Source organism: Flavobacterium branchiophilum FL-15, from assembly GCF_000253275.1.
Lineage (GTDB): Bacteria > Bacteroidota > Bacteroidia > Flavobacteriales > Flavobacteriaceae > Flavobacterium > Flavobacterium branchiophilum.
This window is the reverse complement of record NC_016001.1, coordinates 1,954,089-1,968,473: the sequence shown is the minus strand read 5'-3', so window position 1 is coordinate 1,968,473 and position 14,385 is coordinate 1,954,089. Positions and strand designations below refer to the sequence as shown.

The following is a 14,385-nucleotide window of genomic DNA, read 5'->3' as shown; positions in this document are numbered from 1 at the left end:
CTGGTTATCTTGGAATTTCGATACTTTCAATGATTTGTTTAATAATTGCTATGCTAGTTATTCCTTCCATTTCTCGTTCTGGTGCCACAATTACTCGATGTTGCAAAACGGGAACAGCGGCTTCCTTAATATCTTCGGGCGTTACAAAGTCTCTGCCTCGTATTGCTGCAAAGCCTTTAGCAGCATTTAAAATAGCGATAGATGCCCTTGGCGAGGCTCCTAAATATAATAATGCATTCTGACGGGTATTGATTACAATTTGTGCAATATAGGAAATAAGTTGATTTTCTACAATTATTTTTTTTACCAAATGCTGGTATTCCATGATGTTGGAGTGGGACAATATAGACTGTATATTGGCCAATTTGTTTTTATCTTGAAGCAAATGTTCCTTCTGAACAATAGCAATTTCTTGCTCTAAATTAGGATAATGAACCGCAATTTTAAACAAAAACCGATCCAATTGTGCCTCTGGAAGCCGATAAGTTCCTTCTTGCTCTATAGGATTTTGCGTAGCAATAACTAAAAATGGGGCCTCCAATTGGTATTCGTTTCCATCTATCGTTATTTGCCTTTCTTCCATTACTTCAAACAAAGCGGCTTGTGTTTTGGCAGGGGCTCTATTAATTTCGTCTATCAAAACCAAATTAGAAAAAATGGGGCCTTTTTTAAATTCAAAAACCGATTTTTTCAAGTCAAATACAGAGGTGCCTAGTATATCAGACGGCATTAAATCTGGTGTAAATTGTATTCTACTAAAATGGATATTCAATGTTTTGGCTAATAATTTGGCTGTAATCGTTTTTGCAACTCCAGGCACTCCTTCTAACAACACATGGCCGTTAGACAAAATGGCAACCAACAATTGATCAATCATTTTTTCTTGCCCTACAATGACGCTGCCGATTTCTGCTTTTATGGCTTGAATACTGTCTAATAACGGACTTAAATTAATTCTAGATTCAAAATTGACGTTTTCAATATTTTCCATTGTTTATCATTTTTAATTTTGTTTATATAATTTTTTCTATTGCTCGATCTAATGCTATCAAATCATCTTGTGTAGCATTTCGGTTTGTTTGGTTAAATTGCTGTATTAAAAACACTACTTTTTCAATATCAATCAAGTTTTTATTTGATTTTTGTTGTAATTTTTTTATGAAATGTTCATCTAAATGGGTGGTGTCAATCAAAAATTCGGTTCGGATTCTTTCTAAGAAATAAATTATTTTTTTGTCAAAAATATAATTAATATCTCCTTCTTGAAAATACAAATTTCCAATGGTTTGTGTAAATTCTATAGTACTATTTGTAAGTGGTTCTAGTATTGGAATGCTACGTTGCCTGCGTTTTGAATTGAAAATAACAAATAAAAGTAATCCAATCCATACAAAATACCATGCCCATTGAAGTGCAGGCTTGCTTAATATAAATCGCATGGGCGATGACGAAATGCTCGTTCGTTTTTGGTTTTTTGTATGCCAATATATTGTTGATTTTGGAATATAGGAAAGCACTTTTTCTGAATATTCATAGTTGTTATTTTTTAATAAATAAAAATTAGTAAATGAAATGGGTAAAGAATGTAATAAAAACTGACCTTTACCAAAAGGCACTTTGATGTAGTTTACTCTTGTACTATCGCCCGATTGGTATCCTAAAACCAACGTTTTCAATGTATCAATTTTAGAAAAATAATAATTTCCTGATCCTTCTGCTATGGCATATTTTACCGAACTTACATTAGGATTGGCCATCCAAGTACTGTTTTTTTTATGAAAATCTTGTTTTAATACCACATGTAAAGTGTCCAATATTGTTTTAGGAAATACTTTATGGCTTAAAAAAACAGTATGACCCTCTTTTACAAATTGCAATAATGATTTACATGATTCTGTATCATAATCAGAATAATTTTTAATATAAATATAGGTTCCCGAAATAGTATATTTTGCAACTTTGCTGGATTCTGATTCATGTTTTGAAAAAAACTCGTAAGGGGTTTCGGTTACTTTTTCTACCTTTTGATCCTTAAAAAACCCAACTATTTCTTTGTCAAATACATATAATCCATAAGGAATTTTGTCATCAGTATCATAGCTTGCTGTCCAATCAATTGGTTTAGGAATATTACTATCTATAATTATAATACCTACAATAATGATTAGCAAAAGTCCAAAATATATTTTAAAAGTATTACTCATTTTTAAATTCTTTTAGGGCTTTTTTAAATGTATGAATAGCTTGTTCATACGTATAATCGGTTATTTGAAATTCGCCATACCAAATATTGTTGTACAAATAAGATAAGTAAGAAAAATCATTTTTATGTTTGGTAGATTTTAATTCATAAATATAATCTGAATTGGTTTTTTCTTTGTCCCATTCAATTAATTTTTGGTCTGATAATGTTTGCAATAACCACAAATAATAATATCTGATCGTCAATCGATTGGATTTGTTTTTTATGGCTTTTTGAATCAATTTTTCAAAGTCAATTTCATGGATATTTTGTGTAAACATTTCTTGCTGTATTACTTTTTGTTCAGAATTTTTTCCAAAAATCCATTGAGCTTCTTTATTTAAAAATGATTTAACAATCATATACACTACAAAAATGATTAATATTATAGATAAAATTCTTAATATAACATCAATTGTAGCATAATTTAGGACTGAATGTTGATTATGGTTGCTACCTCCAAATAATTCATGCAGCCAATTTATAAATTTATCCCAAATATTTTTTTCAGAAGATTTATTTTCATAAATAAATTCCTTATCTGTATATTCTTGTTTAAATAATGGTTTATATTGACGTATGTTTATATGTGCTGTATCATTTTGTATTGGATTTGTTTTTAAATTTTTTGAAAAAACCAATCCAAAATTCAAAACCAATAAAAAAATCGATGTTATTTTTAATAATTTATTCAAAATCAGTACCAATTAAATCAATTTGACTAGTTACGTTGTGTGCTTCATTCATTTCTTTATGACTATAAAATATCAAACTTTGTTGAATAAATATAAAATTTTGAAATATTATACTTAATAAAAATGAAAATATGATAATGACTGTAAATATAATAGAAATAATAGAAAATAAATCATTTTTGGGATTATTTTCAATATTTTCTAAAGAAAACATCATCCAAACTACCGTAATTATATAGGGTATCACGGTAATAAATCCTTGAATGGTTTGTACTAAAAATATAGTGGTAAGAGTAGATCCGATTATTGGCCAAAATTGCGACCTCACCGTGGTTAAAGCGTTGTTTAATGATTCAAAAAATGTGCAATCATCTACAATATATTCATGATAACTAATTGATATCCACGACATAAATGCGGGTAGCATAATAAACAATAATGGAATTCCAATTATAATAAAACACAGCAATATCAATATTCCAAAGAAGATAAAACCTAAAGGCATGATGATAAATATAATACCTAAAGTAAATTTTATCATTTTAAAGGTTTGTTCTTTTAATGCTTTGATAATGGATTTTGCAGAAATTTCCTTTTCATTATTTTGATTTAAAAGTTCTAAATATATAATTGGAAAAGTATAATTGACTATTGATAAAAAGAGTGTTAAAATGATAAAAATAGCCAATACACTAAAAAATAATGGAGCATTATTCTGAAAATAGTCATTTATTACACTAGGACTTTCACCTGTATTCATGGATTTCATGATGATTTCCATATAAAATTTAGATAAAAAATACAGAGTAAATACTAATATTATTATAAAAATACCATTAATTTTTATAAAATTACTAAAATAATTTTTACCATATATTTTAAAAAATGATATATTATCAGAAATATAATCGTTAAAGTTACGTTTTTTGTATAGTTGAAACATTTTTTTTATGTATTTGTTTGTTAATAATTATTGGATAGATTAAATAATAATAGGTAATAATAAACAATGTTGAAATAATAATAAAAAAACCTAAACTCATGGGCATTTCTAGTGCATATCTTGTAATAAAACCTTCCAAAAAACCCGCCGCAATTGTAAAAGGCATGGTACTAATCAGGATTTTGATGCTGTTTTTTAAACCAATTTTGAAAGCGTTCATTCTAGAATAGGTTTGAGGAAACAATATGGACGCCCCTAAAATGTAGCCTGCAGCCGTTTCTATAACTATGGCAAAAATTTCCATAGCTCCATGTATCCAAATGCCTCGAACACTTTTAATAAAAACACCTTGCTGAACAAAAAAATATTGAAAAGATCCGAGCATGATGGCGTTATTTAACGAGTAATAAAAGGTTCCTAAACCGCCAAAAATGCCAAAAATATAACAACACATTCCTACATATAAGTTGTTTATGGTAATACCAATAAAACTACCCCAATTGCTACCAGATTTGTAAATAGCCACTGGATTTCCTTTTTTAATGTTTTCTAAAGTGGTATTAACATACTCATCACCTAATATTAAACGTACAAAATCTGGATCATATTTGGCAGATACTACGCCTATAAAAGTGGTAATCATAAAGGTAGTAAATGCAAAATAAATGTAATACCGATACTGATAACACAACAACGGAACTTCTGTTTTAAAAAAATATACCAATCTGTTTTGCTCTGTTCGCTTGGTTTTATAAATTTTTTGATAAATTTGCGAAGCCAAATAATTGATGTACAAAACCGTCTTACTTTTTGGGTAATAGGTTTGAGCATAAGCTAAGTCATTCATAATTTGAATGTACAAACTAGCCATTTCATCAGGATTTTTTTTAATTTTACCAAAAATAGCTTGCTCAAAATCAAGCCATTTTTCTTTATTTTGTTTAATAAATGCAATCTCTCTCATAGAGGGCTAAATTATAAAATTATGTCAGATTTAACAATAAATACTACACAAAATGTTACAATCAATTTTACGGCTGCTTCCATAGGCGAACGAATGTTGGCAAGTCTATTGGATTTACTGATAAAAATAGCTTACGGTATAGCTGTTTCTTATGTAGTTTTTGATGTTTTTAATTTTGATAATTGGATGCAAACATGGGATAATTGGTCGAAATTTGCTATTTATATCGTGATTTTTTTTCCGATTTTGATTTATTCTTTAGTTTTAGAAAGTATTTTTGAAGGGCAAACCATTGGAAAAAAAATTGTAAAAATAAAAGTTGTAAAAATGGAAGGCTATCAAGCCCATATTGGTGATTTTTTTATTAGGTGGCTTTTTAGAATTGTAGAAAATAACTTAATGGGTGGATTAATTGGTTTAATAGCCATGATAATCAGCAAAAAAGTGCAACGATTTGGCGATATGGCTGCTGGAACGGCGGTTATTACTCTAAAAAATAATATTACAATTAATAGCACTATTTTAGAAAATATTGATAATCAATACGTGCCAATTTACCCTCAAGTCATCAAACTTTCTGATAACGATATGCGAATTATTAAGGAAACTTTTGAAAATGCTCGTGTAAAAGGCGATTATGAAACATTGAAAAAATTAGTTTCAAAAATTGAATCTGTTTCAGGTATCAAAAATCAATCTGGAAATGTAACTGATTTCATAAGAACAGTGTTGAAAGATTACAATTTTTATACTCAAAATATGTAATGTCAAATAAAAAAAAGAGCAATTGGAAGAACTAAACATTAGGTTGTACGAACCTTCAGATTTTCAAAAATGGAATAATTTTGTTGCAGATGCTACAGAATCGTCTTTTTTATTTGATCGAAATTATATGGAATACCATAAAAATAGATTTACAGATTATTCTTTAATTATCTATACAAATAAGGCATGGGTTGCAATACTGCCAGCTTTTTCTTTAGAAAATAATTTGTTTTCCCATTTTGGTTTAACTTATGGGGGATTCGTGTTTTCTAAAACATTGCCCACAGTTGATAAAGAAAAAATACTTCAAAAAGTTTTATCTTTTTTGCGAGAGGCACATTTTAAACAATTGTATATCAAACCCATAGTTCAAATTTATAAGAAAAAAATAGATTTCGGAATGGAGTATTTAATGGTTAAAAACCAAGGTGTTTTATACCGAAAAGAAATGAATTTGGCCATTGATTTTGCTAATTGGCATGGCTCCAAAAGCAAATGGAAACATTATAAAAAAGCGGTTCAAAATGGTTTAATTCTAAAAAAAGAAACTACATTTGATAGCTTTTGGAATCAAGTTTTGATCCCAAAATTAGCAGATAAGTACCAAACCAAGCCAGTACATTCAGTTGAAGAAATATCTTATTTGCATGATAAATTTCCAGATAAAATATTGCAATATAATGTGTATTTACAAAACGAATTGTTAGCGGGCATCACATTGTTTGACTTTGGTTTTGTTGTCAAATCTCAATATGGTGCCACAACATCTAAAGGTATGAAATACAGAGCATTAGATTTTGCATTTATTGCTTTAATTGACATGTTTCAACATCAAAAAAAATATTTTGATATGGGTACCGTCAATGAAAATGAAGGAAAAAGTTACAATATTGGACTGATTCAACAAAAAGAAGAATTAGGATGTAGTGTGTACTTACAAGAATATTATAAGATAAATATTTCATAAAAAAAACATGATAAAATTTCTTGATTTACATCAAATAAACAAACCGTACGAAAAAATGTTTCAATCTAAGTTTAAAGAAATTTTAGATAATGGATGGTATATTTTGGGTGAAGAGCTTATAAATTTTGAAAATAGTATTGCAAAATATTATAATATGAATCATGCTATTGGCGTTGGCAACGGTTTAGACGCTTTGATAGTAACTTTTAAAGCCTATCTTCAGTTGGGAATATTAGCACCTGGAGACGAAGTAATTGTTCCTGCTAATACTTATATTGCAAGTATTATTAGTATTGTTGAAGCGGGTTTAACTCCTGTGTTGGTAGAACCTTGTTTAGACACGTATAATATAAATCCTCATGAAATAATTACCCATTTAACCCCAAATACGAAAGCCATTTTAGTTGTTCATTTATATGGTCAATTAGCAGAAATGTCTGAAATACAGAAAATAGCACATCATAACGGACTTGTAATTGTGGAAGATGTGGCACAAGCAGTAGGAACATTTTTTGAAATAGATGACAATATACGAAGTGCAAAATGCTTTAGTTTTTATCCTGGAAAAAATTTAGGGGCTTTAGGCGATGGAGGAGCCGTTTTGACAAACGACTCTGAGCTTTCAAATACCATAAAATTATTAAGAAATTACGGTTCAAAAGTAAAATATCAAAACGAAATTATTGGTGTTAATTCTAGGTTAGATGAAATGCAAGCTGCATTTTTGAATATAAAATTACCAAATTTGAATGAAGATAATAGAATTAGACAAAATATTGCAAAAGAATATCTAACAAATATTAAAAATGATAAAATAATATTGCCAAAATGGGATTATCAAACCCAACATGTTTTCCACCTTTTTGTAATTAGAACTGCAAACAGATTGGATTTACAAAATTATCTTTCAGAAAAAAAGATAGAATCCATGATCCATTACCCCATACCACCTCATAAACAATTGGCTTTTAAATGTTGGAATTCAAATTCATTTCCTATTACTGAAATGATTCATAATCAAGTGCTTAGTATTCCTATGAGTCCTGTTTTGACATCAAATGAAATCCATTATATTATTCAAACTCTAAATCAATATTAATTGAAAATAAGACATAAAATACTACAATCTAAATTGTTTAAAGTTACTTCTTTAAATAGTATTAGTGTTTTAATAAAAATTGTAATAGGAATTATTTCATCAAAAATATTAGCCGTTGCAGTTGGGGCTTCTGGTATGGCTTTGATAGGTAATTTTAGAAATTTTTTAAATGTAATTGAAAGTATTTCTACATTTGGTACATCTAATGGTATTATCAAATTGGCTGCAACGCATCAAAAAGAGGATGATAAATTGAAATCAATTCTTTCTACCTTACTATTTTCTACTATATTTTTATCAATTTTTCTATCATTTTTACTATTTTTTTTAGCAAATTATATTCAAAACCAAATTTTTGGCTATCCATTTGATTTTATTTCGATTATTCGTGTTTTAGCATTGGTTTTGCCGTTATATGCCTTGTCAATTGTCATGATGGCATTTTTAAATGGATTAGGTGCTTTCAAAAAAATCATTTATCTCAATATGATTGGCAATGTTCTAGGGTTGGTTTTTACAGTTTATTTAGTAGGAAATTGGCATGTTTATGGTGGTTTACTTGCAAGTATTTTTGCACCAACAGTACTTTTTTTTATTGCTTATTATTATTTAAATCAACAAATTAATATCATAAAATCTTGTAAATGGACTTTTTTTAATAGTCAATTATTAATTAATTTGTTAGATTTTTCTTTAATGTCTTTAGTTTCAGCTATTGGAACACCTATTGTTTTACTTACATTAAGAAATGTTGTTGTATTGCAAATAGGATTGCAATATGCGGGGTATTGGGAAACTATGACTAGAATATCAAATTATTATATGATGTTTATTACAACTATTTTAAGTTTGTTTTTTTTGCCTAAATTAGCCGCTTTTCCTAGTAATAAAGACATTAAAAAAACATTTATGTTATATTACAAAACATTATTACCTGTTTTTATTATTGGTAGTGTTTTTATATATTTATTTAGATTTTATATCATCAATGGGCTATTTACATCTGAATTTCAACCCGTTGAAAATTTGTTTTTGGGACAACTTATTGGAGATGTTTTCAAGGTTGCATCGCTTATTTTGGGTTATAATTTATTGGCTCAAAAAATGACTAAAACGTATATTGTTACAGAATTAGTTTCGTTAGCAGTGATGTATTTTTCTACATTATTTGCCATACAATATTTTGGTTTTCAAGGTATCGTTATTGGTCATTGTATAACATTTGTAAGTTATTTTATTGTTTTGTTATTTGTTTTTAGAAAGATTATTTTTATGAAAAATATCTAAAAAAACATTTATTATTTTTTTAATATCAATAAATTTTTTTTTTAAAAGAATATTTAATGATATGACTAAATGCTGTTAGTTGTTGCATTTTTTGCGATAGGGATAGTAGTGGAAATTACTTTTTTGAGGCTTTATCTGACTAAAAAAAAAGATTATTTCACAATATTATATTTCTTTTGGAGTTTAATGAACATTGTTTGAAACGGATAGCCCAAACCTTAGGGAACGCCCAAAACAAGCTTCATTTAATTTATTTTTTATATATAATTTGATTAATATAATAGATAATTACGGTTAAATATATTTTTATATATAAAAATATATTTATTGCAAAAAAAAATAGCTTTTTCTTAATTATTTTGAAAGAATTTTTAGATTTTTAATACAAAAAAAGCCCGAAATAATATCGGGCTTTTATTATAAAAATATTGAATATTACATTTTTTTACAACATTTTCCTGCTTTTTTTCCGTCTTTTTCACAAGACTTTTTTTCTTCTGCAGAACAAGTTTTTTTATCTTTATCGCAAGATTTTTTTCCTTTGCAACATTCTTTTTTCTCTTTTTGTTTTGGAGTAGTTTCTTGTGCATTGATATTTACAGAAAATAAAAATGCAGCAACAGCCAAAATGGAAATTAATTTTTTCATTTTTGAATTTTTAAGGTTAGAATATAGTTACAAATTTAACACATTTTTTAATTTTACAAGCTTTTTTATGAAAAATTTAAGTAAAAATTAATTTTTAAATTTCATTTATTATTACGACTTCTATTTTGTATTTTTGTTGAAAATAAAATTTGAATATGAAAGTAATACTCATAACAGGTGGTTCATCAGGAATTGGAAAAGCCATAGGCGAATATTTGCAACAAGCTGGTTATAAAGTAATTGGCACAAGTAGAAACCCTGAAAAATACCCACAAACTTCTTTTCCATTGTATCAAATGGATGTTAGAAATTCAAACAACATCCATTTAATTATACAAAAAGTAATAGCAAAAGAGGGTAAAATAGATGTTTTGATTAACAATGCTGGAGTTGGTATTACAGGTGCTTTGGAAGAAATACCTACAACTGAAATCAAAAATAATTTTGAAACTAATTTTTTTGGCCCAATCGAAGTGATAAAAGCGGTTTTGCCTAGTATGCGTAGTCAAAAAAGCGGTTTGATTATCAATATAACCTCTATTGCGGGTTATATGGGATTGCCTTTTAGAAGCGTTTATTCGGCGTCTAAAGGGGCTTTGGAATTAGTTTCTGAAGCCTTGAACATGGAGGTTAAAGCTTTTGGTATTAATATAGTCAATGTAGCGCCTGGCGATTTTGCTACCAATATTGCTTCGGGACGTTATCATGCTCCCGTTATTTCTGGCTCTGATTATGAAAAAACATATCAAAAAACACTCGATTTGATGAATAATCATGTTCATAGTGGGCAACATCCTGTACTGATGGCAAAAGCTATTTTACAAATCATAACATGTCCAAAACCAAAAATACACTATAAAATTGGTTCCAAGTTACAAAAATTTTCAATTGTACTCAAACGCATATTACCAGATAAATGGTATGAAAAAATGTTGATGAATCATTATAAGTTGTAATTTTGCACACAAATAAATTTTAAAAATTATAATCAAATCTTTTTATTGTATGAAATTTTTTATAGATACAGCCAATTTGGCACAAATTAAAGAAGCCCAAGCTCTTGGAGTTTTGGACGGTGTAACTACAAACCCAAGTTTGATGGCCAAGGAAGGTATTACTGGCAAAAACAACATTTTGAAACATTATGTAGCAATATGTAATTTAGTTGCAGGCGATGTGAGTGCTGAAGTGAATGCTTTAGATTTTGAAGGGATGGTCAAAGAGGGAGAAGAATTAGCAGATTTGCACGAACAAATTGTAGTTAAATTACCAATGACAAAAGAAGGCATTAAGGCGGCTAAATATTTTTCTGAAAAAGGTATTAAAACCAACGTTACGTTAGTATTTTCTGCTGGTCAGGCACTTTTGGCTGCAAAAGCTGGAGCTACTTATGTGTCACCTTTTATTGGTAGGTTAGATGACGTTTCTACGGATGGTTTGAATTTAATTCAAGAAATCAAAGAAATATATGATAATTATGGTTACGAAACACAAATTTTAGCAGCATCTGTAAGACATACAATGCACATTGTTAATTGTGCCAAAATAGGAGCAGATGTCATGACAGGACCATTGTCTGCCATTTTGGGACTATTAAAACATCCTTTAACAGACATTGGTTTAGCACAATTTGTAGCTGATTTTGAAAAAGGCAATAAATAATTCATAATAAAAAAAAGCATTAAATTAATTTTAATGCTTTTTTTTAATTATAATTTATTCATATTTCCTGCTAGGGTTTCTAAAAATTTTCCAATAGGTCCTTTAATCATCATGGCCATCATCGGATTAAAATCGCCATTGAAATCTAAAAGGACTTCAGATGATTTTTCAGATAATTCTTTAATGTTTGCAGTTAATGTAAATGGTAACTTGTCGCTAGCAGCACCTAAAATAACTTTATTTGGAGCAATTTTTTCTTTCATTTTTAGTTTAATTTCGGGCATTCCTTTCAATCCAAAAATAAAAGCATCTGTACCAATCACTTCAAATTTTGCCATATCATCTGGCATTAAAGTTTCAAAATTTTTAACATCACTTAACATTTCAAACATCTCTTGACTAGATTTTTGAACTGTTACACAAGGACTTTGTAAATTCATATTGTTTTTTTAAAATTTTAAATTAAAATAAATTTTACTTACCCCATGTTGCTGGGTTTTCTCTCCAAAGTTTAAGAGTTTCCTCTTCTTCTTCGGTAATGTATTGTTTTGAAACAGCAAGTGTCAATAAACTTTCATAATTACTCAAAGTAAATAAGTCTAAATTGGCATTTTTAAAATTGTTACTTGCTACATCAAATCCGTAGTTGAATATAGCCACCATGGCCTTAACATTTGCTCCCGCAGCTTTTAAAGCTTCAACGGCTTGTAAACTGCTGTTGCCCGTGCTAATTAAATCTTCCACTACAATTACATTCTGTCCTTTTTGCAAAAACCCTTCAATTTGATTTTGTCTTCCATGTTTTTTAGGTTCAGGTCTTACATATACAAACGGAAGTCCTAAACTCTCTGCCACAAGGATTCCAATTCCAATTGCACCAGTGGCAACACCTGCAATTACATCGGGTTTCCCAAATTTTTTCTCAATATTTTTTACAAATTCATCTCGCACATAATTTCTAATGGCTGGAAATGAAAGAGTTAGCCTATTATCGCAATAAATTGGTGAATTCCAACCCGAAGCCCATAAAAAAGGATTTCGTGGATTCAATTTAATTGCATTAATTTGCAAAAGCAATTCGGCTGTTTTTTCGGCTGTATCTTTATTAAAAATCATACTGCAAATGTACAAAGTTTTTATAAACGACAAACCACTTTTTTTAACAAATGAAATCAGTAAAGAAACTGATTTCCAGTTATTTTTGCTCGAAAGTATTGATATTGAGCAACTTATTGTAAAAATATTTCAAAATAAAATTCAAAAAGCCTATCTATATCATCCTGATGAGAAGGAAATAATGAAGACTTTGAAGGCTAAAATACCTGTTTGCAAGGCTGGAGGTGGCTTGGTTCGCAACAAAAAAGGCGAAGTTTTATTTATTTTTCGAAATGGAAAATGGGATTTGCCCAAAGGTGGAATAGAAAAAGGGGAAGATATTGAAGATACAGCTTTAAGAGAAGTTGAAGAAGAAACAGCTGTAAATAAACTTAAAATTATAAACAAACTTCAAAAAACTTATCATATTTTTAAAAGAAATGGTATATATAAACTTAAGATTACACATTGGTATGAAATGTATTCTGATTTTGAAGGATTGCCTCATGGTCAAATTGAAGAGGGCATAGAAAAAGTAGCATGGCTCAATGACGATCAAATAAAGGAGGCTTTGCAAAATTCATACGAAAATATTAAATTACTTTTTGAGTAAAAAAATAAGCTAAAACTTAAACAAAAAATGTTTCAATGAAATATAACGATTGTGATTTATTAAAAAATTTGGGTATCAATTTTTTAAACGAAATGCAAGTTTTAGCTCAGGAATCCATTCTAGCTGAAACAAATACCTTATTGCTTTCTCCAACGGGTTCTGGAAAAACTTTGGCTTATTTATTGCCTGTTTTTCAAATGTTGCAACCGCAAATTCAAAATATTCAATGCTTGATTATAGTGCCTTCTAGAGAGTTAGCATTGCAAATTGAACAAGTTTGTAAAAAAATAAGTACTCAATTTAAAGTAAATACGTGTTACGGTGGTCATGATATTGAGATTGAGATCAAAAATTTGAGCAATCCACCCGCAATTTTAATAGGTACTCCTGGTAGGATTGCCGATCACATTGATAGAAATTATGATGTATTTGGTCAGGTGCAAACTTTGATTTTAGACGAATTTGACAAAGCACTCGAATTGGGTTTTCATGAACAAATGTCTTATATAATTAGTAAATTACCTAAAATTAATAAAAGAGTTTTGGTATCGGCTACATCAAATATTAAAATTCCTAAATATACGGGTGTTTGGCATCCAAATATTTTAGATTTTCTAAATGACAATCAAGAGCCTCCTCAATTGACTCTCAAAAAAGTAATTTCAAAAGATAAAGACAAAGTCAATACCCTTTTTGAATTGATTTGTTCTTTGAATTCTGAGTCTGCCATTATTTTTTGTAACCACAGAGAAGCAGCCGAGCGATTATCCAATATATTGATAGACAAAGGAATAGATACCGTATTTTATCATGGAGGTATGCAACAAGAAGAACGTGAAAGGGCATTAATACAATTTAGAAACGGGAGTATTCGATATTTAATTACAACAGATTTGGCTGCACGAGGGTTGGATATACCCGAATTAAACCATGTGATTCATTATCATTTACCTTCAAAAAAAGAAGAATTTACACACAGAAATGGTCGTACGGCAAGAATGCTTGCAAGTGGAACCGCTTACATTATTGCTCATGAATCCGATAAGGACGTTTTATATTTAGACGAAAATATACCAATTCAACATCTTTCAAAAACCATCCAATTACCTAAAAAACCAGATTTTCAAACTTTATATATAAGTGGTGGTAAAAAAAACAAATTAAATAAAATTGATATTGTTGGTTTTATATTACAAAAAGGTCAATTGGAAAAAACTGATATTGGTTTGATAGAAGTCAAAGATTTTATTTCTTTTGTGGCTATTAATGCAAAAAAGTCTTCTATTTTATTGCAAAATATTTCTAATCATAAAATAAAAGGCAAAAAATACAAAATCAATATTGCTAGAAAAGTTTTAGCAACCGATTATAAATAATATTTAAAATTTAAAAAAAAATAAAAAAA

General features: G+C 28.7%; 16 protein-coding genes. 8 read left to right on the top strand and 8 right to left on the bottom strand.

The genetic code is table 11. The annotated features are described in order from the left end of the window. Window positions 1-4 precede the first annotated feature (4 nt). The 5 genes from FBFL15_RS08510 to FBFL15_RS08490 all read right to left on the bottom strand — a co-directional run bounded on the left by FBFL15_RS08510 (window position 5) and on the right by FBFL15_RS08490 (window position 4,844). Window positions 5-991, bottom strand: a complete 987-nt coding sequence (locus FBFL15_RS08510) for an AAA family ATPase (RefSeq protein ID WP_014084206.1) — start codon at window positions 989-991, stop codon at window positions 5-7. Window positions 992-1,013: 22 nt separating this feature from the next. Further along, the gene (locus FBFL15_RS08505; RefSeq protein ID WP_014084205.1) at window positions 1,014-2,204 is read right to left on the bottom strand and encodes a DUF4350 domain-containing protein; all 1,191 of its coding nucleotides are present in this window, start codon (window positions 2,202-2,204) and stop codon (window positions 1,014-1,016) included. After that, window positions 2,197-2,937, bottom strand: coding sequence for a hypothetical protein (locus FBFL15_RS08500; RefSeq protein WP_014084204.1), 741 nt, complete (start codon window positions 2,935-2,937; stop codon window positions 2,197-2,199). The genes FBFL15_RS08505 and FBFL15_RS08500 overlap by 8 nt, the downstream gene beginning before the upstream one ends. Continuing rightward, window positions 2,930-3,718, bottom strand: a complete 789-nt coding sequence (locus tag FBFL15_RS08495; RefSeq protein WP_148267907.1) for a hypothetical protein — start codon at window positions 3,716-3,718, stop codon at window positions 2,930-2,932. The genes FBFL15_RS08500 and FBFL15_RS08495 overlap by 8 nt, the downstream gene beginning before the upstream one ends. Before the next feature lie 136 nt (window positions 3,719-3,854). After that, entirely contained in the window at window positions 3,855-4,844 is a 990-nt protein-coding gene (locus FBFL15_RS08490; RefSeq protein ID WP_014084202.1) for a stage II sporulation protein M, read from the bottom strand. Window positions 4,845-4,865: 21 nt separating this feature from the next. On the opposite strand from FBFL15_RS08490, the gene FBFL15_RS08485 reads away from it, so the two are divergent. The 4 genes from FBFL15_RS08485 to FBFL15_RS08470 are packed head-to-tail and all read left to right on the top strand — an operon-like array spanning window position 4,866 to window position 8,962. Further along, the gene (locus FBFL15_RS08485; protein ID WP_014084201.1) at window positions 4,866-5,609 is read left to right on the top strand and encodes an RDD family protein; all 744 of its coding nucleotides are present in this window, start codon (window positions 4,866-4,868) and stop codon (window positions 5,607-5,609) included. A 22-nt stretch (window positions 5,610-5,631) separates the two neighbouring features. Further along, entirely contained in the window at window positions 5,632-6,576 is a 945-nt protein-coding gene (locus FBFL15_RS08480; protein WP_014084200.1) for a hypothetical protein, read from the top strand. Between the two features lie 7 nt (window positions 6,577-6,583). Beyond that, the gene (locus tag FBFL15_RS08475) at window positions 6,584-7,675 is read left to right on the top strand and encodes a DegT/DnrJ/EryC1/StrS family aminotransferase (protein ID WP_014084199.1); all 1,092 of its coding nucleotides are present in this window, start codon (window positions 6,584-6,586) and stop codon (window positions 7,673-7,675) included. Next, entirely contained in the window at window positions 7,676-8,962 is a 1,287-nt protein-coding gene (locus FBFL15_RS08470; protein ID WP_014084198.1) for an O-antigen translocase, read from the top strand. 435 nt (window positions 8,963-9,397) lie between these two features. On the opposite strand, the gene FBFL15_RS08465 is transcribed toward FBFL15_RS08470, so the two are convergent. Next, window positions 9,398-9,610, bottom strand: coding sequence for a hypothetical protein (locus tag FBFL15_RS08465; protein WP_014084197.1), 213 nt, complete (start codon window positions 9,608-9,610; stop codon window positions 9,398-9,400). A gap of 155 nt (window positions 9,611-9,765) precedes the next feature. Here FBFL15_RS08465 and FBFL15_RS08460 point away from each other — a divergent pair, with 155 nt between their 5' ends. Together FBFL15_RS08460 and fsa are read left to right on the top strand one after the other, a co-directional pair. Beyond that, on the top strand, window positions 9,766-10,566 hold the full coding sequence (locus FBFL15_RS08460) for an SDR family oxidoreductase (RefSeq protein WP_014084196.1): 801 nt from the start codon (window positions 9,766-9,768) through the stop codon (window positions 10,564-10,566). Between the two features lie 49 nt (window positions 10,567-10,615). Continuing rightward, window positions 10,616-11,272 (top strand): fructose-6-phosphate aldolase, encoded by a 657-nt coding sequence (fsa, locus tag FBFL15_RS08455; protein ID WP_014084195.1) that lies wholly within the window; start codon window positions 10,616-10,618, stop codon window positions 11,270-11,272. A 47-nt stretch (window positions 11,273-11,319) separates the two neighbouring features. Here fsa and FBFL15_RS08450 read toward each other — a convergent pair whose 3' ends face one another. Together FBFL15_RS08450 and pyrE are read right to left on the bottom strand one after the other, a co-directional pair. Continuing rightward, window positions 11,320-11,712 carry a hypothetical protein gene (locus FBFL15_RS08450; protein WP_014084194.1) on the bottom strand — a complete coding sequence of 131 codons (393 nt, stop codon included), beginning with the start codon at window positions 11,710-11,712 and terminating at the stop codon, window positions 11,320-11,322. A gap of 34 nt (window positions 11,713-11,746) precedes the next feature. Continuing rightward, entirely contained in the window at window positions 11,747-12,388 is a 642-nt protein-coding gene (gene pyrE / locus FBFL15_RS08445) for an orotate phosphoribosyltransferase (RefSeq protein ID WP_014084193.1), read from the bottom strand. Window positions 12,389-12,395: 7 nt separating this feature from the next. Between pyrE and FBFL15_RS08440 the strand changes: the two genes are divergently transcribed. Then, a complete protein-coding gene (locus FBFL15_RS08440; RefSeq protein WP_014084192.1) occupies window positions 12,396-12,980 on the top strand; it encodes an NUDIX hydrolase in 585 nt (194 codons plus the stop codon). Between the two features lie 35 nt (window positions 12,981-13,015). Then, window positions 13,016-14,356 carry a DEAD/DEAH box helicase gene (locus tag FBFL15_RS08435; RefSeq protein ID WP_014084191.1) on the top strand — a complete coding sequence of 447 codons (1,341 nt, stop codon included), beginning with the start codon at window positions 13,016-13,018 and terminating at the stop codon, window positions 14,354-14,356. Window positions 14,357-14,385 lie beyond the last annotated feature (29 nt).